At 71.1% G+C, this 23,854-nt stretch carries 24 protein-coding genes; 18 read left to right on the forward strand and 6 right to left on the reverse strand.

The genetic code is table 11. From position 1 onward, the window contains the following. The first annotated feature begins 155 nt into the window (after positions 1-155). Both ACZ7GJ_RS10740 and ACZ7GJ_RS10745 read left to right on the forward strand, forming a co-directional pair. A complete protein-coding gene (locus tag ACZ7GJ_RS10740) occupies positions 156-629 on the forward strand; it encodes a hypothetical protein (RefSeq protein ID WP_470750828.1) in 474 nt (157 codons plus the stop codon). A 29-nt stretch (positions 630-658) separates the two neighbouring features. After that, positions 659-1,507: a MerR family transcriptional regulator gene (locus ACZ7GJ_RS10745; RefSeq protein WP_470750829.1), complete on the forward strand. Its 849-nt coding sequence runs from the start codon at positions 659-661 to the stop codon at positions 1,505-1,507. Here ACZ7GJ_RS10745 and cynR read toward each other — a convergent pair. Continuing rightward, positions 1,492-2,400, reverse strand: coding sequence for a transcriptional regulator CynR (gene cynR, locus ACZ7GJ_RS10750; protein ID WP_470750830.1), 909 nt, complete (start codon positions 2,398-2,400; stop codon positions 1,492-1,494). The genes ACZ7GJ_RS10745 and cynR overlap by 16 nt on opposite strands. 136 nt (positions 2,401-2,536) lie before the next feature. Between cynR and ACZ7GJ_RS10755 the strand changes: the two genes are divergently transcribed. The 5 genes from ACZ7GJ_RS10755 (at position 2,537) to ACZ7GJ_RS10775 (ending at position 7,520) form a co-directional block, all read left to right on the forward strand. Then, on the forward strand, positions 2,537-3,127 hold the full coding sequence (locus tag ACZ7GJ_RS10755) for a carbonic anhydrase (RefSeq protein WP_470750831.1): 591 nt from the start codon (positions 2,537-2,539) through the stop codon (positions 3,125-3,127). 44 nt (positions 3,128-3,171) lie between these two features. After that, complete coding sequence (gene cynS / locus ACZ7GJ_RS10760; protein WP_470750833.1) at positions 3,172-3,642, forward strand: cyanase; 471 nt, start codon at positions 3,172-3,174, stop codon at positions 3,640-3,642. Between the two features lie 41 nt (positions 3,643-3,683). Next, positions 3,684-3,953 carry a hypothetical protein gene (locus ACZ7GJ_RS10765; RefSeq protein ID WP_470750834.1) on the forward strand — a complete coding sequence of 90 codons (270 nt, stop codon included), beginning with the start codon at positions 3,684-3,686 and terminating at the stop codon, positions 3,951-3,953. A gap of 152 nt (positions 3,954-4,105) precedes the next feature. Further along, on the forward strand, positions 4,106-5,362 hold the full coding sequence (locus tag ACZ7GJ_RS10770) for an SGNH/GDSL hydrolase family protein (protein WP_470750835.1): 1,257 nt from the start codon (positions 4,106-4,108) through the stop codon (positions 5,360-5,362). Between the two features lie 100 nt (positions 5,363-5,462). Beyond that, positions 5,463-7,520 (forward strand): prolyl oligopeptidase family serine peptidase, encoded by a 2,058-nt coding sequence (locus tag ACZ7GJ_RS10775; protein ID WP_470750837.1) that lies wholly within the window; start codon positions 5,463-5,465, stop codon positions 7,518-7,520. 15 nt (positions 7,521-7,535) lie between these two features. Here ACZ7GJ_RS10775 and ACZ7GJ_RS10780 read toward each other — a convergent pair whose 3' ends face one another. Then, positions 7,536-8,309, reverse strand: coding sequence for an SGNH/GDSL hydrolase family protein (locus ACZ7GJ_RS10780; RefSeq protein WP_470750838.1), 774 nt, complete (start codon positions 8,307-8,309; stop codon positions 7,536-7,538). Continuing rightward, complete coding sequence (locus ACZ7GJ_RS10785; protein ID WP_365922542.1) at positions 8,296-8,865, reverse strand: PadR family transcriptional regulator; 570 nt, start codon at positions 8,863-8,865, stop codon at positions 8,296-8,298. The genes ACZ7GJ_RS10780 and ACZ7GJ_RS10785 overlap by 14 nt, the downstream gene beginning before the upstream one ends. A gap of 120 nt (positions 8,866-8,985) precedes the next feature. Here ACZ7GJ_RS10785 and ACZ7GJ_RS10790 point away from each other — a divergent pair, with 120 nt between their 5' ends. Then, positions 8,986-9,408 carry a nuclear transport factor 2 family protein gene (locus tag ACZ7GJ_RS10790; RefSeq protein ID WP_470750840.1) on the forward strand — a complete coding sequence of 141 codons (423 nt, stop codon included), beginning with the start codon at positions 8,986-8,988 and terminating at the stop codon, positions 9,406-9,408. Between the two features lie 23 nt (positions 9,409-9,431). Here ACZ7GJ_RS10790 and ACZ7GJ_RS10795 read toward each other — a convergent pair whose 3' ends face one another. Beyond that, complete coding sequence (locus ACZ7GJ_RS10795; protein ID WP_470750841.1) at positions 9,432-10,961, reverse strand: Yip1 family protein; 1,530 nt, start codon at positions 10,959-10,961, stop codon at positions 9,432-9,434. Positions 10,962-10,977: 16 nt separating this feature from the next. Between ACZ7GJ_RS10795 and ACZ7GJ_RS10800 the strand changes: the two genes are divergently transcribed. The 6 genes from ACZ7GJ_RS10800 (at position 10,978) to ACZ7GJ_RS10825 (ending at position 15,161) form a co-directional block, all read left to right on the forward strand. After that, a complete protein-coding gene (locus tag ACZ7GJ_RS10800) occupies positions 10,978-11,178 on the forward strand; it encodes a hypothetical protein (RefSeq protein WP_470750842.1) in 201 nt (66 codons plus the stop codon). Between the two features lie 136 nt (positions 11,179-11,314). Further along, on the forward strand, positions 11,315-11,776 hold the full coding sequence (locus ACZ7GJ_RS10805; RefSeq protein WP_470750844.1) for a carboxymuconolactone decarboxylase family protein: 462 nt from the start codon (positions 11,315-11,317) through the stop codon (positions 11,774-11,776). Between the two features lie 162 nt (positions 11,777-11,938). Continuing rightward, positions 11,939-13,144 (forward strand): acyltransferase family protein, encoded by a 1,206-nt coding sequence (locus ACZ7GJ_RS10810; protein ID WP_470750845.1) that lies wholly within the window; start codon positions 11,939-11,941, stop codon positions 13,142-13,144. Positions 13,145-13,153: 9 nt separating this feature from the next. Further along, on the forward strand, positions 13,154-13,702 hold the full coding sequence (locus ACZ7GJ_RS10815) for an NADPH-dependent FMN reductase (RefSeq protein WP_470750846.1): 549 nt from the start codon (positions 13,154-13,156) through the stop codon (positions 13,700-13,702). Positions 13,703-13,779: 77 nt separating this feature from the next. Further along, on the forward strand, positions 13,780-14,571 hold the full coding sequence (locus ACZ7GJ_RS10820; RefSeq protein ID WP_470750847.1) for a class I SAM-dependent methyltransferase: 792 nt from the start codon (positions 13,780-13,782) through the stop codon (positions 14,569-14,571). Positions 14,572-14,648: 77 nt separating this feature from the next. Then, a complete protein-coding gene (locus tag ACZ7GJ_RS10825) occupies positions 14,649-15,161 on the forward strand; it encodes a luciferase domain-containing protein (RefSeq protein WP_470750849.1) in 513 nt (170 codons plus the stop codon). Here the strand turns inward: ACZ7GJ_RS10825 and ACZ7GJ_RS10830 are convergent. Further along, entirely contained in the window at positions 15,093-16,934 is a 1,842-nt protein-coding gene (locus ACZ7GJ_RS10830; RefSeq protein ID WP_470751057.1) for a cellulase family glycosylhydrolase, read from the reverse strand. The genes ACZ7GJ_RS10825 and ACZ7GJ_RS10830 overlap by 69 nt on opposite strands. On the opposite strand from ACZ7GJ_RS10830, the gene ACZ7GJ_RS10835 reads away from it, so the two are divergent. Further along, on the forward strand, positions 16,816-19,785 hold the full coding sequence (locus ACZ7GJ_RS10835) for a right-handed parallel beta-helix repeat-containing protein (RefSeq protein ID WP_470750850.1): 2,970 nt from the start codon (positions 16,816-16,818) through the stop codon (positions 19,783-19,785). The genes ACZ7GJ_RS10830 and ACZ7GJ_RS10835 overlap by 119 nt on opposite strands. Positions 19,786-19,812: 27 nt before the next feature. Here the strand turns inward: ACZ7GJ_RS10835 and ACZ7GJ_RS10840 are convergent, their stop codons facing one another. Beyond that, entirely contained in the window at positions 19,813-20,598 is a 786-nt protein-coding gene (locus ACZ7GJ_RS10840; RefSeq protein ID WP_470750852.1) for an IclR family transcriptional regulator, read from the reverse strand. A 123-nt stretch (positions 20,599-20,721) separates the two neighbouring features. Between ACZ7GJ_RS10840 and ACZ7GJ_RS10845 the strand changes: the two genes are divergently transcribed. Genes ACZ7GJ_RS10845 through ACZ7GJ_RS10855 form a run of 3 tightly spaced genes read left to right on the forward strand, consistent with a single transcriptional unit; the run spans position 20,722 to position 23,839 of the window. Beyond that, complete coding sequence (locus ACZ7GJ_RS10845) at positions 20,722-22,068, forward strand: sugar ABC transporter substrate-binding protein (protein WP_470750854.1); 1,347 nt, start codon at positions 20,722-20,724, stop codon at positions 22,066-22,068. Then, entirely contained in the window at positions 22,068-22,994 is a 927-nt protein-coding gene (locus ACZ7GJ_RS10850) for a carbohydrate ABC transporter permease (protein ID WP_470750856.1), read from the forward strand. Before ACZ7GJ_RS10845 ends, ACZ7GJ_RS10850 begins: the two co-directional genes overlap by 1 nt. Further along, positions 22,991-23,839 carry a carbohydrate ABC transporter permease gene (locus tag ACZ7GJ_RS10855; RefSeq protein ID WP_470750857.1) on the forward strand — a complete coding sequence of 283 codons (849 nt, stop codon included), beginning with the start codon at positions 22,991-22,993 and terminating at the stop codon, positions 23,837-23,839. The genes ACZ7GJ_RS10850 and ACZ7GJ_RS10855 overlap by 4 nt, the downstream gene beginning before the upstream one ends. The last annotated feature ends 15 nt before the right edge of the window (positions 23,840-23,854 follow it).

The raw sequence follows: 23,854 nt of genomic DNA on the forward strand, positions 1-23,854 counted from the left end.
ATACCGTGCGCCGGCTTCCGAGGTCGGTTCATTCCCGGCCGGGTCGCTCCGGAGGGGCCGGAGGGAAGGGCTACCTCTGGGGTATGACACGACGGACACAAAGTCCTACTTTGCTCCTAAGAGTGCGGTGTGTCCGGCGTCATACGGTGAGGTACATGAACAGGACGGCGGGACAGGGTGGACGTGGCGGCAACGGGTGCGCGTGGATGGCGGTGGGGGCGGCCCTGGTCGTCATCGCGGGACTCGCGGTCGTCGGGAGCGACATGACCTGGCTCAAGAAGGCGGTCGGCGGGGCCGGCTGGTCCCTGACGTACGAGGCCAAGGGCGCGGACGGCACGACCTCGCAGGCGCGGGAGATCTTCTACGGCCGGAGCCCCGACCGGTACAAGAACGGCGTCTCCACCGAACAGGTCGGCCCCGTCGCGCTCCCGTGGACCCGGGAGACGGTGATCAACGTCGGGGAGAAGGCCCGGGTCGAGGTCCGGCCCGAGAAGGGCGGCGTGGCCACCTGCCGGATCCTCCTGGACGGCGTCCGCGAGGTCGCCTCGGGCACCTCGCCCGCTCCGGGGGAGCCGGCGGTGTGCGAGGTCGTCACCAGCTCCGTCCCGGAGAAGTGGGACGCGAAGTAGTTGCGGATGACGCGACGGAAGGTGCTGGTATGACCCCCATGGCCGCCATGAACCCCGAAGAATTCTTCGACGCCCCCCTGTCCATCGGCGAGGTCGCCGAGCTGACCTCCCTCACGCCCCGGGCCATCCGCCATTATCACGAGCTCGGCCTGGTCCCCGAGCCCGACCGCGACGGCGCCGGCAACCGGGCCTACCGCATGGAACAGATCACCCGGCTGCTGTGGGTCCGGCGGATGGCCGCCGTCGGGCTGAGTCTGGACGCCGTCCGCGAGGCCGCCGGAGCGACCGGCGACCAGGGGATCCAGCCCCTGCTCGACGAACTGGAGCGCACCCTCGCCGCGAAGGAGGAGGAACTGCGCCGACAGCGGGCCGCGCTGGACCGGCTGCGCGAGTTCGGCGCCGCCACCGGCCTGCTCGCCCCCGAGGTGGCCGCCGCGCACCGGGAGGCCGGGCTCCCGGCTCCCGGCAGGCAGGAGCAGGAGTTCCTGCTGCTGCTCGAAGCCACGCACGGCCCCGGCGCCGTACTCGGCCAGGTGCGGGCCGACGCCTTTCTGGAAAGCCGCCCGGACCTCAAGGAGGTGAGCCTGCGGCTGGCCGCGTGCTTCGAGGAACTGGCCGGCGCCGACGCCGACGACCCGCGCGTAGAGCGGTACGCCCGCGAGATGGCGGAGCACGCCGCGGAGGTCGAGGCCGCCGAGCGGGAGGCCGGCGTCCCGGTGGACGAGTCCGCCCTCGACGAGGTCGACGAGCGCGTCCTCGCACTCGGGGCCCGGGCCATGGGCGCGGCCCGCGACCAGCCGTCGCCGGCCCAGGCCCGGGCCATCGAGCGCTATCTGGACCTGAGCATGGCGGATGGCGAGGCTCAGGCAGGGGCGTAGCCGCGCTCGCGCACGAGCTCCTCGGCGAGCCGGGCGAAGGCGCGGGCGGCCGCGGGCTCGTACGCGCTCTCGCGGCGCAGCAGGACCACCGTGCGCGGGGGCAGGGCCGGGTCCAGGAGGACGGGGGCCAGGTGGGGGTGGTCGTCGGTGACGGCGTCGGGCAGGACGGTGGCCAGTGCGGTGCGCCGGACGATCTCGGTGAGGGCCTGCACGGAGTTGGCCTCGACGGCGATGTGCGGCACCACCCGGTGGGCGGCGAGATAGGCGTCAATGTGCGCCCGTGTCGCGAAGTCACCGCTGAGCAGGGCCAGATGACGCTCCGACAGATCCCGTACGGACAGTGGATCCCGGGGACCGCCCTCGTGCGGGCCGGCGGCGGCGGTGACCAGGCTGAGGGTCTCGGTGAACAGTGCGGTGGCGCCGATCCCGGGCAGGTGTGCGCCGTGGAAGGCGATGCCGAGGTCGAGTTCGTCGGCCAGCAGGCCCGCCTCGATGCGGTCCTGCGTCAGCTCCCTCACGTCCACGGTGATGCCGGGGTGGCGGGAGTGGAGCTCCGCGACCAGCGGTCCGACCAGGTACGCGGTGAAGGTCGGGGTGATCGCCAGGCGCAGGTGGCCCCTGGTGAGGTCGGCGACGTCGAGGACGGCCCGCTCGGCTGCCGCCAGGTCCCGTAGGGCCCGCCGGGCGTAGTGCGCGTAGGTTTCGCCGGCGTCGGTGAGGCGTACGGTCCGCCCCGTGCGGTCCAGGAGCTGTACGCCGACCGTCCGCTCCAGCTGTTTGACCTGCTGGGACAGGGTCGGCTGGGAGATGCGCAGGTCCTCGGCGGCGCGGGTGAAGCTGCCGTGCTCGGCGACGGCGAGCAGATAGCGCAGGTGACGCAGTTCCGGAGCCATGGACATCACTATAGACACGGCTATAGATGAGACCAATAGCAGACATGGATATTGCGTCTTGGACACTATGAGTACAGGTCATGCATGGTGGATCTCGTCAGCCCCGAGGGGCCGACAGCCACCGAAGGGAGTGACCATGCACGACCTCACCGAGGGCGTCACGCGGTTCCAGCGCGACGTCTACCCGGCCAAGGCGGAGCTCTTCGCCCACCTGGCCGCGACCCATCGGCCGACGACCCTGTTCATCAGCTGCTCCGACGCCCGCGTGGTGCCCGAACTGATCACCCAGAGCGAGCCGGGCGAGCTCTTCGTCATCCGCACCGCCGGCAACCTCGTCCCCGCCCGCACCGCCGGCCCGGACGGTGTCGCGGCCAGCATCGAGTACGCCGTGGCCGTCCTCGGCGTCACCGACATCGTCGTGTGCGGGCACTCCGCCTGCGGCGCGATGACCGCCCTCGCCGAGCGCCACGACCTGAGCGCCGCCCCCGCGATCGCCGACTGGCTGCGCAACGCGGCCCCCGGCAGCGGAGCGCGGCAGGTGGACGTGGACACCCTCGTACGCGAGAACGTCCTCGCCCAGCTGGCGAACCTGGCCACCCACCCGGCGGTCGCCCGCGCCCTGGCGGCCGAGGCCGTCACCCTGCACGCCTGGGTCTACGACATCCCCACCGGCACCGTCGAGGAACTCGGCGCGACCACCGCCCGCCGGCCCGTCCTCGCGGTCTGACCCCGCCCCTCCCTCGCTCCACCCCTACGAAAGGAAGCACTTCCATGGTGCACGCCCAGTTCGCCCCCGCCGCCCGTCAGAACCTGGCCGACGCCGCCGTCGAGGCCAAGATCCGCAAGGACCTGTCCTGGCAGCAGATCGCCGACGCCGCGGGCCTGTCCGTCGCGTTCGTCACCGCCGCCGTCCTCGGCCAGCACCCGCTGCCCGAAGCCGCCGCGAAGGCCGTCGCCGACATCCTGGGTCTGGACGCCGACGCGGCGCTGCTGCTCCAGACCATTCCGACCCGCGGCTCCACGGGCGGCGCCACCCCCACCGACCCCACCATCTACCGCTTCCACGAGATGCTCCAGGTCTACGGCACGACTCTCAAGGCCCTCGTGCACGAGCAGTTCGGCGACGGCATCATCAGCGCGATCAACTTCAAGCTCGACGTGAAGAAGGTCGCCGACCCCGAGGGCGGCGAGCGCGCGGTCATCACGCTCGACGGCAAGTACCTCCCGACCCGGCCGTTCTGACGACGTGAAGAAATGGCCGGAATGCTGAACACTTGTCCCTCATGAGCGAACAGCACAGCAGCCAGGTGACGGCCGGCCCGGGCGGGGCGATGACCGACGAGGTCGGCGTCATCACCGGCGACCTCACGGTCACCACCACGGCCGGCCCGGAGGGCGTGGCCCGGATCGACGTCCAGTACACGGGCGCGGAGGAGTGGTACACGCTGACGGGAAGCCCCGTACCCGTGCCGGCCGCGGGCGTCGCCGAGCTGCACGCCCGGGTCGTGGACGCGGTCAGGGCCGGAGGCGGGGCCGAGGCGCCCGCCGCCTGACGGCCGCACGGTCTCCCCGCACCCGGCGCGAGGCCGCGCCCTGTACCGGTACTCCACCGCCTTGGTCTTCGGTGGCCGTCATGACCACACACCGATCGGCAGCCCGACGACCCGGCATGTCACGTTTCCCGTACGTGCCGGGTCAGAGGGGCATGACTTCCAAAACGATCGCCCTCGCCCTCCCGCTCGCCGCCGTCCTGGTGGCCGGGGTCGCGACCACCCCCGCCGCCGCGACCACGACGCCCTGGCGCAGCGCCTGGGGCACTTCGCACCAGGCCCCCGAGCACACCGACTGGTACCCGAACTGGTCCGAAGCGGGCTTCTCCGACCACTCCGTACGCCAGGTGATCCGCGTCGGCGCCGAGGGCTCCGAACTGCGCGTACGGCTCTCCAACACGTACGGCACCACCCCGCTGCGGCTGACCGGCGCCAGCGTCGCCCGGAGCGCCGGCGGGGCCGCCGTGAAGCCGGAGAGCGTACGCCCGCTCCGCTTCAACGGGTCCGGCGCCGTGACGATCCCCGCGGGCCGGGAGCTGTCGAGCGACGCGCTCGACCTGCCCGTCACCGCCCTCGAACAGCTCACCGTCACCCTCTACTTCGAGGGCCCCACCGGCCCCGCCACCTTCCACAACTCCGCCATCACCACCACCTACCGCGCCACCGGCAACCACCTCCGGGACGCGTCCGCGGACGCCTTCGGCGAGCAGAGCTACTCCTGGTACTACCTGGCCGGCGTCGACGTGAAGAGCAGCGGCCCGGCCGGCCGCCGCGGCGCGGTCGTCGCGTTCGGCGACTCCCTCACCGACGGCTTCGGCTCGACCCCCGGCGCCGACCGCCGCTACACCGACGCCCTCACCGGACGCTTCGCGGCCACCGGCCGCCCCCGCGCCGTACTCAACGCGGGCATCAGCGGCAACAAGCTCCTGGCCGACACCTGCTACGGCGAGAGCGGCGTCGACCGCTTCCGCCGGGACGCCCTGGCCCGCCCGGACGTGCGCACGGTCATCGTCCTGGAGGGCACCAACGACATCATCCAGCCCGACCGGCCCGCCGACCGCTGCAACGACCCCGACCAGAAGGCCACCGCGCAGGAGATCATCGCCGGGCACCGGCAGCTGATCCGCGAGGCCCACAGCCGCGGCATCAGGATCCTCGGCACCACCCTCCCGCCGTACCGGTCCGAGGACGCCGCCTACTGGACCGAGCGCGGCGAGGGCGTGCGCACCGCCGTGAACGACTGGATCCGTACCAGCGGCGCCTACGACGGCGTCGTCGACCTGGACCGCGCCGTGGCCGATCCGGCCGACCCGCGGCGGATACGGCAGGAGTACGCCGCCCCGGACTACCTCCACCTCAACGACGCCGGGTACAAGGCGATGGCCGACACCGTCGACCTGAACTCCCTCTGAGCCCCGCGCCCCCGGAGCCGCCGAGCACAAGAGCGGCGACTCCGGGGGCCACTGCGGTGAACTGGTCCCGGTCGCGGCCGCGAGGCCGCACAATCGGGGTGTGACCGATGATCCTTTTCTGTGGCTCGAAGACGTTGACGGTGCGGACGCGCTGGCCTGGGTGGCGGAGCGCAACGCCGAGACCCGCGCAGCGCTGACGGAAGGCCCCGGCTTCCGTGCGCTGCAGACCGAGCTGCGGGAGGTGCTCGACGACACCGGCCGCATCCCCTACACCACGCGCCGGGGCGAGTTCCTCTACAGCTTCTGGCGGGACGCCGGGCACCCGAAGGGGGTCTGGCGCCGCACGACGCTCGGCCGGTACCGCGAGGACGACCCCGAGTGGGAGATCCTCCTCGACGTCGACGCCCTCGCGGCGGGCGAAGGGGAGAGCTGGGTGTGGGCCGGGGCGGCCGTGCGCTACCCCGACTACGGGCGGGCCCTGGTGCGGCTGTCGCGGGGCGGCTCGGACGCCGTCTGCGTCCGCGAGTTCGACCTCGGCACGAAGGAGTTCGTGGAGGACGGGTTCCGGCTCCCCGAGGCGAAGACGACCATCGGCTGGATCGACGAGGACCACGTCTTCCTCGGGACCGACTTCGGGCCCGGGACGATGACCGACTCCGGCTACCCGCGCACCGTACGCCGCTGGCGGCGCGGCACCGCGCCGGAGCAGGCGGAGCTCGTCTTCGAGGCGGCGGCCGGGGACGTGTCCGCCTTCGGCTGGCACGATGCGACCCCCGGCTTCGAGCGGAGCTTCGTCGGCTGCCGCCCCACCTTCTTCACCACCGAGGTCTTCCTCCTCTCGGACACCGACGCAACCGGCGGGGCCGACGGACGGGTGGGGCTGGTGAAGGTGGACGTGCCGGCCGACGCCGACGCGGACGCCTGGCGGGAGTGGCTGCTGGTGACGCTGCGGACGCCGTGGCTGGGGCAGCCGGCCGGCTCGCTCCTCGCCTTCGACTTCGACGGCTTCCTGGCGGGGGAGCGCAGCCCGCAGGTGCTCTTCGCGCCGGACGAGCACACCGCGCTGGCCGGCTTCTCCCCGACCCGGCGCCACCTGATCCTCAACACCTTCGCGGACGTGTCCACCCGTATGGAGGTCCTGACCCCCGGCCCGGCCGGGTGGGCGCGCGAGCCGCTGGCCGACGTCCCGCCGCTGGCCTGCGCGACCGTCACCGACACCGACGCCGACGTGAGCGACGAGTACTTCCTCGACGTCGACTCCTACCTGCGGCCCTCGACGCTCTACCGCGGTGAGATCGGTGCGGACGCGGAGATCCTGAAGTCCGCGCCCGCCCACTTCGACGCCACCGGGCTGTCGGTCCGGCAGTACTTCGCCACCTCGCCGGACGGCACCGCGGTGCCGTACTTCGTCGTCGGCCCCGACCCCGCCGCAGCCCCGGGCGGCGAGTGCGAACCCGGTCCCACGCTGCTCTACGGGTACGGCGGCTTCGAGGTCTCCATGGTCCCCTCCTACAGCGGGGTCACCGGCCGGGCCTGGCTCGGCCGCGGCGGAACGTACGTCGTCGCCAACATCCGCGGCGGCGGAGAGTACGGTCCGCGCTGGCACCAGGCCGCCCTCGGCGCGGACCGGGTGCTCGCCTTCGAGGACTTCGCCGCGGTCGCGGCCGACCTGATCGTCCGCGGCATCACTACCCCCGAGCGGCTGGGCATCGCCGGCGGCAGCAACGGCGGGCTCCTCATGGGGGCCATGCTCACCCGCTACCCGGAGCTGTTCGGCGCGATCGTCGTGCACGTGCCGCTGCTGGACATGCTGCGCTTCCACCGGCTCCTCGCCGGCGCCTCCTGGATGGCCGAGTACGGCGATCCGGACAGCGAGGCCGACCGCCCGCACCTCGCGGCGTACTCGCCGTACCACAATCTGGCCGCCGGCCAGATGTACCCGCCGGTGCTGCTGACGACCTCGACCCGCGACGACCGGGTCCACCCCGGCCATGCCCGCAAGACGGCCGCCCGCCTGCGGGAGCTGGGCCACCCGGTCCTCTTCCACGAGCACACCGGCGGGGGCCACGCCGGCGCCACGGACAACGAGCAGAGTGCCTTCAACCAGGCGCTGACCCACACCTTCCTGTGGCGGCACCTCGACGGGCGGGCCACCTGACGGACCGGGCGGAGGTCAGCCCACGGCCAGCAGCTGCGGGCGCTTCGCGGTGCGGCCGTCACCGGAGGACCGGCCGCGCAGCCGGCGTCCGAGCCAGGGGCCGAGGAACCCGGCCACCCAGCGCAGCTCGGCCGCGGCGGCCTGCGGTCCCGTCGGGACCGCCCGGGGTGGCAGGGGGAGGGTCCAGGAGTCGTCGCTCCCGGGCAGCCCGATGGCCTGGGCGACGGCCGCGGCGATCCGCGCGTGCCCCAGGGGGCTGGCGTGGAGCCGGTCGGAGGTCCACATCCGCGGATCGGTGGCGATCGGCTCCAGGGCGGTTTCGGCGACCACGACCCCGTGCCGGGCAGCGGCCGCGCGGAGCTGCTCGTTGAAGTCGATCACGCGGGACCTGAGCGGCCGTGCGAGCGGCGCGATCTTCCCCACGTCGGGGAAGGTCACGGTCGCCACCCGGGCCCCGGCGGCCGTGAGCGCGGCGAACATCTCCTCCACGTGCCCGACCGCGTCCGCGGCGTCGAACCGCGGCCGCAGCAGGTCGTTGACCCCGGCGACCACGGTGGCGAGGTCGGGGCGCAGGGCCAGCGCGGGCGCCAGCTGCTCGGCGCGGATCTGGCCGGCGAGCCGGCCCCGTACGGCGAGATTGGCGTACTGGACCCCCGGGCCCGCGGCCGCGAGGTGCTCGGCGAGCCGGTCGGCGAACCCCCGCAGGCCCGCGGTGTCGTCCCCGTCGCCGACTCCTTCGGTCTGGCTGTCGCCCAGGGCGACGTAGCGCAGGTACTCACCGTTCGGCATGGGTCGTCTGCCTCTCCCTCAGAACCGCCGCGATCCGCAGGCACCAGTCCAGGTGTTCCTGCTCGAAGGCCAGGCCGCGCAGGCCCGTCAAGTACGGGCCGATCCGCTCGCCGTGGCGCAGGAACTCCTCCTCGTCCGCGTCGCCGCGCATCTGCCGCAGCAGCTTGCCGAGGAGCTCGATCTTGCCCGCGGACGCGGACGCCCGCTCCTCCAGCTGCTCGATCACCGGCGCGGTGCCGATGAGGTCGGCGGACTGGACCTTGACGAGGAGGTCGTCGCGGATGAAGGAGGGCTTCGAAGAGGCCGTCGCGAACGCCTCCAGCTCGGCCCGGCCGGCGTCGGTGACGTGGAACAGGCGCTTGTTGGGCCGGGTCTCCTGCACCACCTGGCGACCCGCGACGAGCCCTTCCTTCTCCAGCTTGGCCAGCTCGGCGTACAGCTGCTGGGGCAGGGCGTGCCAGAAGTTCGCGACGCCGATGTCGAACGCCTTCGCGAGCTGGTACCCGCTGTACTCGCCGTCGAGCAGTGCCGCCAGCACGGCGTGTCTCAGTGCCATCGCAACCGCCCCCTTCCCTTTCCTCGTCCGCTCCTGCATCCTACTCAAAAAACTGACTAGTCACATCATTGAGTAAGCAAGTGCGTGAGTAAGCAAGCATCCGAGTATCCGGAGGGTCACATGGAGACTGCCGAACGATTCCGCGCCGCCGTCGAGAAGCGCGATCTGTCCGCGCTGGACGGCCTGTTCACCGACGACATCCGCTTCTACAGCCCGGTGAAGTTCACCCCGTTCGAGGGCAAGCCGATGGTGCTGGGCCTCTTCGGCGTCCTGCTGCGCGTCTTCGAGGACCTCCGCTACGTCGGGCACTTCGAGGGGGCGGCCGAGACCAGCGCGGACGGTGCCCAGGCCCCGTCGGCGATCCTGCCGTTCCGCGCCACCGTGGACGGCAGGCAGATCCACGGGATCGACATGCTCCAGTTCGACGAGTCGGGCCGGGTCAAGGAGTTCACGGTGATGGTCCGCCCCCAGTCCGCCGTGCAGGCCCTGGGACAGGCGGTACTCGCCGGCCTGGTCGCCGACGGCCTCGTCCCCGCCCCCTAGGCCAGTCCGCAGTCAGTCCGCAGTCAGTCCGCGCGGGCCTTCTCCATCAGCTCGGGGTAGGGCGTCTGCGCCGTCGAGCCGCGCACCTGCGTGAGCCCGTACCGCTCGAAGGCCTTTTCGTTGGCGTTGGGCCACAGGGGGTCGAAGGCTATCCGCTTGTCGGGAGGCGACACGTCCACGACGATGCGCGGCCAGTCACCGCTGGACACCCTCCACAGCGTGATGAGCTGGCGACCGCGGGTCACGTTCAGGATCTCGCTGCTGTTCGAGATCTGGGACCGGTACCTGTACGTGGCGCCGAGGGGGTCGCCCTTCTCGGCTTCCCTCTTGATCTTCTCGCCTCCCGCCAGGGAACGTGCGTAGGCGCTGGTCATCTTCATCCGGTCCTTCCTGATGACGTACACCTCGGTCTGGGCCCTGATCGCTTCATAGTTGAGCGTTTCGGGGTTCCTGATCTCGACGACCGCATCCTGCGTGACCACTTCCCCCGGGTTCAGCACGCGGCCCGGGGTGACGAACTCGCCGTCGTAGATCAACTTGAAACTCTCGGGCTTGGCGTCGGCGATGCTGCTCGCGGGCCCGCCGTGGATCCAGAAGATGCTGCCGAGGACGTAGACGGGGACCTGGCCGGAGTTCTTCACGTTCAGACGCACCGTCACGTACATCTGCTTCTTCGCCTTGTCCAGGCTCGACTCCCTGAACTCGGCCCCGCTCAGGATCAGCGGGGTCCTCACGTAGGGAACGTAGACCAGTGAATAGGCCAGGTTGGAGCCGGCGAGAAGGAAGGAGATGATCGCTCCGATCGCGATCCTCCTGGGGTTCCGGAGCCCCTTCCAGGCCTTGCACCGGATGAGTCTGTACAGGGCCAAGGACGACCAGGCGAGGAGGATCATCCCGATCAGGGTGTAATTGTTGAATTGCTCGCCGATCTGTAGCAGCAGGAGGATGATGCTGCAGAGGAAGGCGATCACGACTCCGGCCAGAACGGCCACACCGGAGTAACGGATGCGCCGCTTGCGCCAATAGTCGATGGCGGCCGCGGCGGCGATCAGTTCGACCACGGCCGCGGCGAGGATGGTGATTCCCGCGACGCGTCCGCCATAGGTCAGGGCATTGCCGCTGTCCGCCAGTCCGATCTTGATGAGCAGACAGGCGGTCGCGACGAGGCCCGCGACCATGAAGCAGGCTTCCGTCCGCCGCTGCCACGCCCGGTCCGGCCAGGCGGTTTCGTCCGCACCGAGCCAACGGACTTCGTACCCCTCCGGCAAGTCGGCACGGTGCAGGATCCTTCGCAGTTCCCTGGGGGACCGCGCCTTGCCCACGGGCTTGCCGTTGACCAGGACCTTCCGCAAGCCGAGACGGTCGGGCGCCCCCACGGTTACCTCGGGCGTTCTCGCCATGACACCAGCCTGCGCCTCGTCGGTGGGAGGCGCCTGTGGAGCACGCGACCGCGACCGCGACCCGCCGCCCGCTGCTGCCCGCCGCCCCCCGCGCCAGGGTGCGCTCGACGTGGCCAGGGGCGAAGCTGGTGTCGACGTGCTGGTGTCGCTCATCCCCATAGGAGCTCCCATGCGTGCACGACTCATCGGGTTCGCAGCTGCCGTGGTACTGGCCGCCCTTGGCGTCATCGGCCCCGTCGCGCAGGCTGCCGTACCCGCCGTCGACGGACCGACGTGCGTGGCCGACAAGGTCGGGAAGGTGGAGTACGACTCCAGCACCGGCCTGTGGACCTGCATCGGAGGCAAGTACGACGGCGAACCCATCGACTGACGCAGAACCCGCGGAATCTTTTTCTCGCTCGCCCGTCACATCCGCGCGCTCCGTTTCGTCAGTGCTGTGGATGACGAGATCCGGCCGGTGCGACAGGCACCGGCGGCTCACGACACGAGAGACGGAAGAGAAGCGCATGAACGCCCGTATGAAGAACCCCGCGATGGTCCTGCCCGACGCCATGAAGGGAATCCAGAACCTCTACAAGGCCATGTACCAGGGCGGGGTGTCACCGGAGCTCATGGAGCTCGTCCACCTGCGCGCGAGCCAGATCAACGGCTGCAGCGCCTGCGTGTTCGCGGGTGTGGAGAACGCCAAGAAGGCCGGCGAGACCGACGAGCGCCTGCACGCGGTGGCTGCCTGGCGCGAGGCGCCGTTCTTCACGGACGCCGAGCGCGCCGCCCTCGCGCTGACGGAGTCCGCCACCCGCCTCGCCGACCGCACCGGTCAGGCCGTGCCGGACGCGATCTGGGACGACGCGGCCGACCACTTCGACGAGCAGGCGCTCGCGGCGATCATCCTCATGATCGCCACGACCAACTTCTTCAACCGGCTCAACGCCACCATCCAGGAGCCCGCCGGCGCGTCCTGGAGCTGATGCCGCGCCGCCGCCGGACCGGAGGGCCGCCCTGTGGGCGGGCGAGTGCACGCGCCCGCCCGGGTGGCCGACCTGTGAGTGAGCTGTACAGTTCCGCTGACCTGACGGCGGCATTGTGACAGTCCTACATTCATAGGAGATGGGTCCGGGATGAGTCCGGGGATGAGAGCGCGCACTTCAGCCGGACGACCGCCGACGGCCCCGGCACGGGACGGCGCTCCCGGCGGAGCTCCCGGGTCCCGCCTCGCCGTCCTGGACGGCGTCCGGATCCTCGCCGCGCTCGCCGTGCTCCTCTATCACTACGTGGTCCTGTCGAGGGACTGGGGCGTACCGAACACCGAGGTCTTCCCCGTCTCCCACCGGCTCGCCGTCTACGGCTGGCTGGGCGTGGAGATCTTCTTCATGGTCAGCGGTTTCGTCATATGCATGAGCGCCTGGGGCCGCACCGTGGGCGACTTCGCGGTGTCCCGGGTCTCCCGCCTCTTCCCCGCCTACTGGGTCGCCGTGGCCTTCACCTCCGCCGTGCTGTTCACCTGGCCCGAGGTGCGCGGCGTCACGAGCCTGACCGACGTGGTGGTGAACCTGTCGATGCTCCAGGGCGGCATCGGCGTCCCGCACATGGACGACGCGTACTGGACGCTCTTCGCCGAGCTGAAGTTCTACGTGCTCTTCGCCCTCGTCGTGATGCGCGGGACGACCTACCGCAACTGCGTGCTCTTCTGCGGGATATGGACCCTCGCGGGAATCGTGGCCCCCACCGCCGACAGCGGTGTGCTGTCGTTCTTCGCGATCCCGCCCTTCTCCCCGTACTTCACGGCCGGAATCGCCTTCTACCTGATGCGCCGGTTCGGGCCGAACGCCGTGCTGTGGGCCGTGGTCGGCGTCCAGTTCCTCCTCGCGCAGCACTACGTGAACTCGCGCATGATCTCCAACCTGGGCCCCGGCGTCACCGCCGAGACGCCCGCCTGGCCCGCCCACGTGACCATCGCGCTGGGCTTCCTGCTCATGGCGGGCATAGCGCTCGGTAGGTTCGACGGCGTCCGCTGGCGCTGGCTCCCGCACGCCGGAGCCGTCACGTACCCGCTCTACCTGATCCACATGATGGCCGGGCTGACCCTCATCCACCGCTTCCGCCACGACGTGGCACCCGTCCCCCTGGTCCTCGGCGTGACCGCCGGGATGGTGCTGCTGGCCTGGACCGTGCACCGGATGATCGAACGCCCGCTGGGACGTGCCCTGCGCGACAGCCTGCGCCGCGGGGTCCAGGACATCCGGTCACAGACCCCCTCGCGCCCGACCCTGGCGGGCCTCCCCGCACAGCCCTCCGCCCCCCAGGCCGAACGGATCACCTCCGTCAGCAGCGGCTAGGTTGGACGGATGTCCACACAGCCAGTGATCCTCCTGCTCTCCGGAAGCCTGCGCGCCGGATCCTCCAACGAGTCCGTGCTGCGCACCGCACAGGCCGTCGCGCCACCGGACGTGCGCACCGTGCGCTACGACGGCCTGGCGCGGCTCCCGCACTTCAACCCCGACCACGACACCGATCCGCTGCCCGCGGGCGTGGCCGAGCTGCGTACGGCCATCGCGGAGGCGGCCGCGGTCCTGATCTGCACGCCGGAGTACGCGGGCACCCTGCCCGGCTCCTTCAAGAACCTGCTCGACTGGACGGTCGGCGGGACCGAGATCTGCGACAAGCCCGCGGCCTGGGTGAACGCGGCCGCTCCGGGGCGCGGCCAGGGCGCCGAGGACACCCTGCGGACGGTGCTGGGCTACACCGGCGCCGACATCGTGGAACCGGCCTGCGTACGGATCCCCGTGGACCGCGGCATGCTGGACGCCGAGGGCGTCATCACCGACACGGGGGCGCGGGAGCGCCTCGGCGCGGCGCTCGACGCCCTGATCCGCGGCCGGCGCGCGGACGTCTGACCCATCCGGGCAGGCGGCGCCCCGGCAGGCCGTGTCGCAGGGGCGCCGCGCGGCGGCGAAGGGTCGATAGTGGGGCTGTGAGCGACTGGTCGCAGGACCCCGGGCACACCGGGCCCGGAGAGAAGACCGCCTGGTCCGGGCGCGAGGGTGCGCAGGCCTTCGCGGCGGTGGAGGCGGCCACGGACTGGCTGCTCGGGTACCCCTTCGTCTTCCGGGAGCTCTCCCGCCGGATCGGCGCCCGAGGCGTCCTGGTGGACTACGGATGCGGCCCCGGAAAGGTCGCCGACCAGGCCGCCCGCCGGCTGGGCGTGCGGGTGCTGGGGGTGGACACGTCCCCCGAGATGCTGGCGCTCGCGCGTGCCTCGGGCACGGCCGTGGCGGAGTACCACCTGGTCGAGGACGGGCGGGTGAGCGGCCTGCCCGACGGCTGCGCGGACGCGGTGATGTGCAACCACGTGCTCGCGTCCCTGCCGACCGAGGAGGCCGTGCTCGGAGTGTTCACGGAGATCCGCCGACTGCTGCGCCCGGGCGCCCCGTTCGTACTGCTGACCACCGACCCCGCGTGCAGCGGTACGCAGTACGCCTCGCTGCGGATCGGCGAACCCGGTGAGGCGTACGCGCCGGGGGAGCCCGTCACCGTACGGCTGCTGCGCACCGACGGGTCCTGGCAGGAGATGAGCAACCACGCCTGGCCCGTGGGCCTTTACCCGACACTGCTGGAGCGCGTCGGCTTCCGGGACATCGTCCAGCACCGCCCCACCGTGGCCGAGGCCCTCGGTCTCGCCGACCCCGGCCTCGCCCGCAGTCGCCCCTGGTCGGCGGAGCGCGAGCGGCCGCCGCTGGTGATCACCACGGCGTCGGCGGTCTGACCGAACTCGGATTCCCGTACCGCGATATCGCGCCACGGGCCTTGTGGTGGCCGCCTCCGGGCAGGCACGCTCGGGGTATGAACACGGCTAGGCACGCCAGTGAACAGCTGATGAGTTGGTCCGCGCTCAGCGAAGGCCGGCCGCCCTGCGGCGCCGGACTCGGACTGAACGCCGGTTCGCAGGAGATCGTCCACTTCCACGGCGAACACGAGGCCGATGTCCACCTCACCCTGGCGATGATCAGGAAACTCCGGCCCGCCCTCGACCGGTCCACCGCCGTCCGCCTGCGCTCCGGATCGGAATGGGTGACCGTACGCCTCGACATCGGCTCCGACATCGACCTGCTGGCCACCCTCGTCAGCGCCGCTCTCCAGGCCGCCACAGGCGGCGAGGACCGGGGATCGGATCCCTGCACCCGGTACGCGAGTACGCAGGGCAGCGCCGTCACCGGTGCCCCCGCCCGACCGTGGTGGGCCACGGCGCGGGCGGGGGCGGCCGGGAGACCGGCCGGTACCGGTCCGTCAGCCGGTGGGGAAGTTGTCGGCCGTGCGGATGCGGTCACGGATCCACACGCCGGCCTGCTTGAGTGAAGAGGTGCCGGCGTAGGGGCCGCCGGCGTCGCAGGTGCCCTCCTTGAAGACCGCGCCCGAGCGGTTGTCGTCGGAGTAGTTCCAGTTGGTCCAGCTGATCTTCTTGGCGGCCATCAGCTCCAGGTACTTCTGCGTCTGGGCGAAGTCGTTGGCCCCTTCGCCCGCGTAGTCCTGGGTGCCGAACTCGGTGACGAACATGGGGATCCGGTCGGCGGCGCGGGAGAGCGCGTCGAGGTACTCCGCCTTGTGGGAGGCGGCGTAGAAGTGGAACGTGTACATGATGTTGGAGGCGTTCACCTGGTTGTTGACCACCTCGGCCTCGGTCGCGTCCTCGGAGACGCCGAGGGAGGACCAGGCGCGGGTGCCGACCAGGACCGGGGCGTTGGAGTCGATGTTCCGGATGACCGGGATGATCTGCTCAGCGTAGGTCTTGATCTTTGACCAGCTGACACCGTTCGGCTCGTTCGCGATCTCGTACAGGACGTTGTTGCGGTCCTTGTGGCGGTTCGCGATCTCGGTGAAGAAGGTCTTGGCGCGGGAGGCGTTGTACTGCGGGTCACCCGGGTCGAGCATGTGCCAGTCGACGATCACGTACATGCCCCGCTTGCTCGCCTCGTCGATGAACTTGTGGGCGAGGTCGGTGAACTTCCTGGGGTTCGACTCGTAGCCCTCCTCCTGCACGTACGTGGAGATGCGCAGGACGTCGGCGTTCCAGTCCTTGGCGAGGGCGTCGAGGGAGCCGCTGGTCACGCACTGCGCGTACCACTGGGTGCCGTGGGTGCTCATGCCGCGCAGCTGGACGGGCTTGCCGTACTGGTTGCAGAGCTTCGTACCGCAGACCGTGAGCTGGCCGTTGATCCCGACCGGGGTGGTGCCGGGGGTCGGCGGGGTGGAGCCGGCCTCGACCGCCAGGTGGTCGACGTTGGGGCCGCCGGTGGCCGTGGTGGCGGTGGCCCGGACGGTGTTGGCGCCGGCCTTGAGGTTTGCCGTCAGGGCGGTGGTGGACCAACTGGTCCAGGCGCCGGTGGCGTTGAAGGCCTTGGCGGTCTCCACGGCCGTGCCGTTGACCGTAATGGTCATCGGGCGGTTGGCCGTGGTGCCGTTGGCGTAGCGCAGGCTCAGCGTGGCACTGCCCGCCTGGGCGGCGTTGACGGTCCACTCGACGTAACTGCCGGTGGTGTTGTCGTAGTTGACGAAGCCGCTGCCGGTGTAGCCGGCGTGGTTGGACTCGGCCGCGCCCTGCGAGATGACGGCGGCCTCCGCCTCGTGGACGACGGGGGCGGCTGCGGCGACCGCGGTGACCGGCGTCGTGCCCGTGGCCGTGGCCGCGGTGGTGAGGCCGACGAGCAGCGCGCCGACGAGCGTTCCGGCTCCGACGAGCGAGCGCGGGCGAATGCGTGGGGGTCTCAAGGTGTCTCCATCCCGTTGACGTTCGAGCAGTCGTAAGGAAAGTTTCCTAACGACATGGAATAGCAGCGTCCGACGGAGGTGCACAAGGGATCCGACCAGCAATCCACATATGTGGACGTCGAGTTGATTCCGAGACAGGCATTGACGGGCTGGATGGTTGTCAGCACGATGTGACGCGGCCACCCCCCCACTGGCCCTGCGTCTCTGAGCCCCTGCCTCCCTCCCCCCACTGCCTGGAGGAACCTTGTCCGCACGATGGAGAGCCCTCGCCGCCCTCGGCGGCGCCACGGCCGTACTGCTGGCCTCGGGCGTCGCGGCCGGCGTCGGCGATGCCCGAACCGCCGGAGCCCCACCGGGCGCCACCGCGGCCGCAATCACGGGCGGCCTCGACCTGTCGCAGGCCAACCGCCGTGCAGCGGTGGCCGGTCTGTACGACTGGTCGAAGGCCGGATACCGAGGCGGCGGCGGCCTGCAGGGCGCGGCCCACACCCATCCTGACGCCAACTGCCAGGTCACCGCGGCCGAACTGGCCTCCCGCTACGGGGTCAGGGCGGGTGACGGGGCCGACGACTCGGCCGGCCTCCAGTCGGCGATCGACCACATCCGCACCGCCTGCTCACCCGGGGCGGGCTATACCAAGCTCTCCCTGATCACCCTGCCCGCGGGCATCCTCGACGTGTCCCGCCAGATCTCCGTGGACGCCGACTACCTGACCCTGCGCGGCGCGGGCAGCGGCGCCGGCGGAACCCGGATCGTCTTCCGGCCCGGCGCCGACACCCGGTACGACGCCCTGACCCCCGACGGGTCGGACTGGGACGAGGACGGCATGACCTCCGGCTCCGCCAAGGGCGGCTGGATCTGGCCCGGACGCGGACTGTTCCGCGTCCAGTCCCGCGGGGTGCACACGAGCTACTCGTCCGAGTACGCGGCGGCCCCCGCCAACCGCAAGGACCTCTTCGAGGGCACGGTCAACGTCCACTGGAAGTCCGGGCTGAAGCTGCGCGGCAAGACCGGCGACACCGCCTTCGCGGCCCGCACGGGAGACACCGTCGTACCGCTGGCCACCAGCGGCTCACTCGCCAACCTCACCGTCGGCGGCCTGGTCAACATCCGCGCCGCCAACTCCCTCACGTTCTACGCCCAGCAGAACATCCGGCCGGGTGACGGGAGCCTGCAGAACATCCACATGCGACAGCAGATCTTCACCATCACCGCCGTGGACCCCGCGAACCGCACGCTGACACTGGACAAGCCGCTGGAGTACGACGTACCTGTCACCTCCACCTCCGACGGCTCGGCGCCGATCGACGGCGCGGTCTACGACTCCAAGGCCGCACCCCTGGTGGATCCGGTACTCGGCGTCGGCTTCGAGGACTTCGCGCTCACCCAGGAGATCCCGGGCCTCGACCCCGCCGACGCGGTGCGCAACTACGGCAACATGGACCCCGCCCGGGAGATGCACGGCATCGTCTTCAAGTGGGCGGCGAACTCGTGGGTCCGCGGCATCAGGACCGAGATGACGGGATCGCATCCGATCGTCACGGAGGAGGCCTACCGCCTCCAGATCGTCGACAACCGGCTCGACGGCTCCTGGAACAAGGGCAAGGGCGGCAACGGCTACTTCCGGGGCTCCCGGGTCTGGGACTCGCTCTACGCGGGCAACACCTCGCGCAACCTGCGCCACTTCACCTTCCCGTGGTCGGCCTCCGGGAACGTCGTCATCGGCAACGACTTCGACTCCGACCTCAACCTGCACGGCGGCTGGGAGCGCAACAACCTGTTCGAGCTGAACAAGGTGACCGTGCCCTACGACCACCGCTCCGCCAACTGCCGCTCGAACTGCGGGGAGGAGGGCGGCGGGGCGCCCGACGACTCCACCTGGTTCCCGATCTGGTGGGGCGCGGGCAAGAAGGCGGTGAAATGGTCCGGCTCCACCGGACCGCGCAACGTCTTCTTCAACAACACGATGACGAAGCAGGTGACCGCGGGCGCGGCGTACACCCCGTTCTACGCCGACCACCGGCGCGTCTACCAGTTCGGCTGGAACGGCACCGGGTGGCGGCACCTGGACTCGGCCGGCACTCCGATAGCCGACTGGGCGGGACGCGAGCAGCTCGACTACTCCGGCGGCCACGGCGTCGACGCCACCCGCACGGACACCCGGGACTCGCTCTTCCTCAAGTCGGCGACCGGAGGGACCCCGACGCCGACGCCGACGCCGACTCCCACCGCGCCCGCCGGCCCAGTGGTCGATGTGGCCACCGCCGCCCAGTTGAAGAGCGCCCTCGCGGCGGCCGTACCCGGCCAGACCATCCGGCTGGCTGCGGGGGAGTACCGGGGCTCCTTCGTGACCCGGCGCGCCGGGACCGCGGCCGAGCCCATCACGCTGACCGGCCCCCGCACCGCGGTGCTCGTCAACGACGGCCCGTCGGGCGACGCCCCGTCATGCCCGGTTCCCACCGCCGGCTGGGACCCGGGCTACGGGCTCTGGCTGTACGGGGCCCCGTACTGGAAGCTGACCGGCTTCACGGTCAAGGACTCCAAGAAGGGCGTGGTGCTGGACGATTCGCACCACGTCACGGCCGACGGGCTGTACGTCCACCACGTCGAGGAGGAGGGCGTGCACTTCCGCCGCTCCTCCGCCGACGGCGTGCTCCGCAACTCCGTGGTCGAGTACACCGGCCTGGTCCAGCCCGGCTACGGGGAGGGCGTCTACCTGGGCTCCGCCGGCTCCAACTGGGGCTGCCACGGCAACTCCGGCGGCGCGGACCGCTCCGACCGGGTGCTGGTGGAGAAGAACCGCATCGGGCCGTACGTCGCCGCCGAGGCGATCGACGTCAAGGAGGGCACCACCGGCGGGATCATCCGCGGCAACACCTTCGACGGCCGTGGGATCACCGGCGAGAACTCCGCCGACTCGTGGGTGGACGTCAAGGGCGTCGACTACCTGATCGAGGGCAACAGGGGCACCTTCGCCCCGCCCGGGACCTTCGCCAACGGCTACGAGACGCACAACCCGGGTACGACGCCGTCCTTCCCGAACGGCTGCGGCACGGTGTGGCGGAACAACACCTCCGACCTGGGCGGCGTCGGGGCGTACGCCATCAAGGTCAGCTCCGTCTCGAAGTGCTCGGGCCGGCCGAACACCGTCCACTCCTCCAACACCGTGACGAGGGCGGTGGAAGGGCTCGCCAACATCCCCGTCACGCCGTAGCGCGGCCGCCGGCCCGTGCCTCCGCGGCTACCTGATGCCGTGCCGGCGCAGCGTGGTGGCGAGGGCGGTGGCGTGTGCCACCACCGCCCTCGCCACCCGCTCGACCTCCGCCTCCGTGGCGGCGGCCACCGGCATGGAGCAACTGATCGCGTCGGTCGCGGGGATCCGGTAGTGAACCGGGGCCGACAGGCAGGCGACGCCGGGCGTGCCCTGCTCGCGCTCCAGGGCCCAGCCCCGGTCGCGCGCCCGGGCCAGCTCGTCGTGGAGGGTCGCGCGGTCGGTGACGGTGCTCGGGGTCAGCGCCTCCAGGCGCCTGGGCAGGACGGCGTCCACCTCCTCGGTGGTGAGCTCGGCGAGCAACGCCTGCCCCAGCGCGGTGAGATGGGCGGGCAGGCGGCGTCCGACCCGGGAGATGGCGCGGACGCTGTCGCGTGCCTCGCGGCTCGCCAGGTAGAGGACGTACGCCTCGTCCCGGCGGGCGAAGTGCACGGTGTACCCGGTCTCGGCGCGCAGGTCCTCGATCACCTCGTGCGCGTACGGCAGGGCCGGGTCGCGGTCGAGGTAGGCGGTGCCGGACAGCAGTGCGTGCGGACCCACCCCGAAGGCGGAGCCGGTCTCGTCGGCCTCGACCCACTTGAGCTCGCGCAGGGTGCGGATCAGCGCGTGCAGGCTGCTGCGCGGATACCCCAGGCGCTCCTGGAGCTCGGAGACCGTGAGCCGCTCGGCGGAGGCGGCGAGCGCCTCCAGGATGCGCACGGTCCGCTCGGCCGACTTCACGGTCGAGACGTCCGACTGGGCAGCGGCAGCAGGCATGTCCACCCTCCAGATCATTTCCTCATCAGTGTTGACCGGCATGGTAGCGGACGCTAACTTCCCCTTGCAGAGCGACTACATTCTCAGATCCTGTCCACATACTTAGACGGGCACCCGTATCCGATGAATCGCAGAGCCGCATCCACCTCCCTGGCAGCCTCCCTGGCCGCCGTGCTCTCCCTCACCTCCCTCACCGGCTGCGGCGGCGATTCCGGGCCCGCCGCCGGCAACGCCAAGGCCCCGCTGGAGATCTGGGTGCGCAAGCCCCCGGGCTCGCCCACCGAGAAGACCCACCGCGACCTGGCCGCCGCCTTCACGGCGGCGACCGGCATCAAGGCCGAAGTGACCGCCCTGTTCGACGACTTCGAGACCAAGCTCCAACAGGCGGCCGCTCAGCGGAAACTGCCGGACCTGATCGTCAACGACACCTCCCAGCTCGGCACCCTGGTCAAGCAGGGGCTCGTACGGGAAGTCGACAAGGGCGCCGTACAGGGCGGTGACCAGCTCATACCCGCCTCCTGGGAGGCGGCGAAGGCGGTCGACGGCAAGTACTACGGCGTCCCCTTCTCCGCGCAGACCTTCGCCCTCTTCGTCCGCAAGGACTGGCGGGAGAAGCTGGGCATGGCGCAGCCCGCCGACTGGGACCAACTGGACGCGCTCGCCGCCGCCTTCACCGCCAAGGACCCCGACGGCAACGGCAAGGCCGACACCTACGGCTACGTCATCCCCGGCACCACCAAACGCGGCTACCTGGACTGGTACTTCTCCAGCTTCCTCTGGTCCGCGGGCGGCGACTACTTCAGCGGCGCCGACTCCAGGACCTACCGGCCGGCCATCGACGGACCCGCCGCCGTCGGCGCGGCCCAGCGGCTCAAGGACCAGTTCTGCGCCGCCAAGAGCGTGGTGCCGGGAGCCGTGACCACCGAGACCACCCAGGCCCACCCGCTCTTCGAATCCGGCAAGGGCGGCATCTACTTCACCGGCCCCTACAACATGGCCCGCTTCGACAAGGCGCTCGGCGCGGACAAGTACGAGGTCCTCGCGCTCCCCGGCGGCCCGGGCCCGGGCGGCGGGCGCTCGGTACTGGCCGAGGGTGAGAACACGTACCTGATGGCCGGCTCGAAGAACTCCGAGGGCCAGCTGAAGTACGCCGAGTTCCTGATCGGCGCCGACGGCCAGAAGGCCGGCATGGCGGGCGACACCGCGGGCAATGTCGTACGGCTGCCCGTCAACAAGACCGTCGACCTGGCCTCCGTACGCACCGACCGGCGCTGGCTCGTCTTCGACAGGGTCTACCGCGAGTCCGGCCGCTACTCGCCCGTCGTCAAGGACTGGACCCCCTTCCGCCAGGCCTCCGCCGAGGCCATCAACGGCATGGTCGCCGACTGCGGTTCGGACCCCCGGGCCACCCTCACCGAGTTGGCCGGCACGTTCTCCGCCGAGCTCAAGAAGCAGGGAGCGGGCTCCTGATGCGCCCGCCGCGGCGGGGCCGGCTCACACCGTGGCTCTTCCTCGCCCCGGCGCTGCTCCTCTTCGCGCTCTTCAAGTTCCTGCCGATGTGGCGGGCGGTCGAGATGAGCTTCCACGAGGTGCGGCCCTACCTGGGCGACCGCTGGGTGGGCACGGCCAACTACCGGCAGGTGCTCACCGACGAGGCCTTCCTCGACGCGATCGGCCACACCCTCGCCCTGGCCCTCGGCCAGACCGGCGGCTCGCTGCTGCTCGGCCTCGTCCTCGCACTGCTCCTCGAAGGCACCGCCCGCCACCTGTGGATCGTGCGCACGGCCGTCTTCCTGCCGACCGTCACCGCCATGGCCGTGGTCGCCGAACTGTGGCGGATCCTCTACCACCCCGCTGCCGACGGCGTGGCCAACACCCTGCTCGGCTGGCTCGGGGCGGCGCCCTCACAGTTCCTGAGCAGCCCCGACAGCGCCCTCGGGTCGGTGATGGCGGTTGGCATCTGGCGCGGAGCCCCGTACGACATGATGATCTTCCTGGCGGCGCTCGCGGGAGTGGACCGCAGCCTGTACGAGGCTGCGGCGGCCGACGGCGCCGGAGTGTGGCGCCGGGTGTGGCACGTCACGCTGCCGGCCCTGCGCCCGGCCTTCGCCATCCTGTTCACCCTCGCTGCCATCCGCAGCCTGCGCGTCTTCACCGAGATCTTCCTGCTCACCAACGGCGGCCCCGACGGCTCCACCGAGGTGCTGATGACCCTGATCTACAAGCTGGGCCTGGAACGCAGCGAACTCGGCGTGGCCACCGCCGGATCCATGGTGCTGCTCGCCGCGTCGGTGGCGCTCACCCTCGCCGTACGCCTGGGCCGTACCCGCACCCGCGACCACACCCGTACCCGCACCCGCGCCCGTACCCGCACCGGAGAGGAGGCGGCCCGATGAGCCGCCTGGACACCGCCCTGGGCCTGGAGTCCCGGCGCGGCGCGCTCGCCGTCACGGCGAAACTCCTGCTGTACGCCCTGCTCGTCCTGGTCTTCGCCGGACCCCTGCTCGCGCTGCTGGCCAGCTCCTTCAACCGGACGACCGACCCCACCTCGCTGACCCTGCTGCCGACCCGGCCCACGCTCGCCAACTTCAGGGCCGCATTCGACCGCGACGTACTGCGCTACCTCCTCAACTCCTTCCTCGTCGTCGGCGGCGGACTCCTGCTCCAGATCGGGGTCAGCATCTCCGCGGCCTACGCCCTGGCCCGCAAGCACTTCCCCGGGCTGCGACTGGTCTTCCTGCTGATCCTCAGCACGATGATGCTCCCCGAGGAGATCCTGGCCATCCCGCTCTCCCTGGTCCTCTCCGACCTCTCCCTCACCGGCAGCCTCTGGGGAATGATCGTCCCGGTCGGCGCCTGGGCCTTCTCCATCCTGGTCACCGCCGAGTTCATGAAGGAGATTCCGGTCGAGCTGGAGGAGGCGGCCCGCCTCGACGGCGCCGGAGACCTGCGGGTCTTCTGGTCGGTGATCCTTCCGCTGTGCCGGCCCGCCCTCGGTGTCATCGGGATCTTCGGCTTCACCATGATCTGGGACCAGTACATGCTCCCGCTGCTCGTCGCCACGGACGCCCGCCAGTTCACCCTCCCGCTCGCCCTGCGCACCCTGCGCGCCGACGAGGAGGTCGGCGTCGGCGTCCTGCTCGCGTCCGCACTCCTCGCCCTGCTGCCCAGCGTGCTCGCCTTCGTCGCCATGCAGCGCCAGTTCATGCGCGGCCTCACCTCCGGCGCCGTCAAGGGCTGACCGGCCCGGACCGCC

Source organism: Streptomyces sp. NPDC037242 (genome assembly GCF_055604165.1).

Coding starts and splice junctions, on each gene's coding strand:
- ACZ7GJ_RS10840 (WP_470750852.1), bottom strand. CDS start 20,598: ATGCCTGCTGCCGCTGCCCAGTCGGACGTCTCGACCGTGAAGTCGGCC.
- ACZ7GJ_RS10805 (WP_470750844.1), top strand. CDS start 11,315: ATGAACGCCCGTATGAAGAACCCCGCGATGGTCCTGCCCGACGCCATG.
- ACZ7GJ_RS10765 (WP_470750834.1), top strand. CDS start 3,684: ATGAGCGAACAGCACAGCAGCCAGGTGACGGCCGGCCCGGGCGGGGCG.
- ACZ7GJ_RS10770 (WP_470750835.1), top strand. CDS start 4,106: ATGACTTCCAAAACGATCGCCCTCGCCCTCCCGCTCGCCGCCGTCCTG.
- ACZ7GJ_RS10740 (WP_470750828.1), top strand. CDS start 156: ATGAACAGGACGGCGGGACAGGGTGGACGTGGCGGCAACGGGTGCGCG.
- ACZ7GJ_RS10825 (WP_470750849.1), top strand. CDS start 14,649: ATGAACACGGCTAGGCACGCCAGTGAACAGCTGATGAGTTGGTCCGCG.
- ACZ7GJ_RS10800 (WP_470750842.1), top strand. CDS start 10,978: ATGCGTGCACGACTCATCGGGTTCGCAGCTGCCGTGGTACTGGCCGCC.
- ACZ7GJ_RS10815 (WP_470750846.1), top strand. CDS start 13,154: ATGTCCACACAGCCAGTGATCCTCCTGCTCTCCGGAAGCCTGCGCGCC.
- ACZ7GJ_RS10755 (WP_470750831.1), top strand. CDS start 2,537: ATGCACGACCTCACCGAGGGCGTCACGCGGTTCCAGCGCGACGTCTAC.
- ACZ7GJ_RS10780 (WP_470750838.1), bottom strand. CDS start 8,309: ATGCCGAACGGTGAGTACCTGCGCTACGTCGCCCTGGGCGACAGCCAG.
- ACZ7GJ_RS10785 (WP_365922542.1), bottom strand. CDS start 8,865: ATGGCACTGAGACACGCCGTGCTGGCGGCACTGCTCGACGGCGAGTAC.
- ACZ7GJ_RS10790 (WP_470750840.1), top strand. CDS start 8,986: ATGGAGACTGCCGAACGATTCCGCGCCGCCGTCGAGAAGCGCGATCTG.
- ACZ7GJ_RS10745 (WP_470750829.1), top strand. CDS start 659: ATGACCCCCATGGCCGCCATGAACCCCGAAGAATTCTTCGACGCCCCC.
- cynR (WP_470750830.1), bottom strand. CDS start 2,400: ATGGCTCCGGAACTGCGTCACCTGCGCTATCTGCTCGCCGTCGCCGAG.
- ACZ7GJ_RS10850 (WP_470750856.1), top strand. CDS start 22,068: ATGCGCCCGCCGCGGCGGGGCCGGCTCACACCGTGGCTCTTCCTCGCC.
- ACZ7GJ_RS10795 (WP_470750841.1), bottom strand. CDS start 10,961: ATGAGCGACACCAGCACGTCGACACCAGCTTCGCCCCTGGCCACGTCG.
- ACZ7GJ_RS10855 (WP_470750857.1), top strand. CDS start 22,991: ATGAGCCGCCTGGACACCGCCCTGGGCCTGGAGTCCCGGCGCGGCGCG.
- cynS (WP_470750833.1), top strand. CDS start 3,172: ATGGTGCACGCCCAGTTCGCCCCCGCCGCCCGTCAGAACCTGGCCGAC.
- ACZ7GJ_RS10810 (WP_470750845.1), top strand. CDS start 11,939: ATGAGAGCGCGCACTTCAGCCGGACGACCGCCGACGGCCCCGGCACGG.
- ACZ7GJ_RS10845 (WP_470750854.1), top strand. CDS start 20,722: ATGAATCGCAGAGCCGCATCCACCTCCCTGGCAGCCTCCCTGGCCGCC.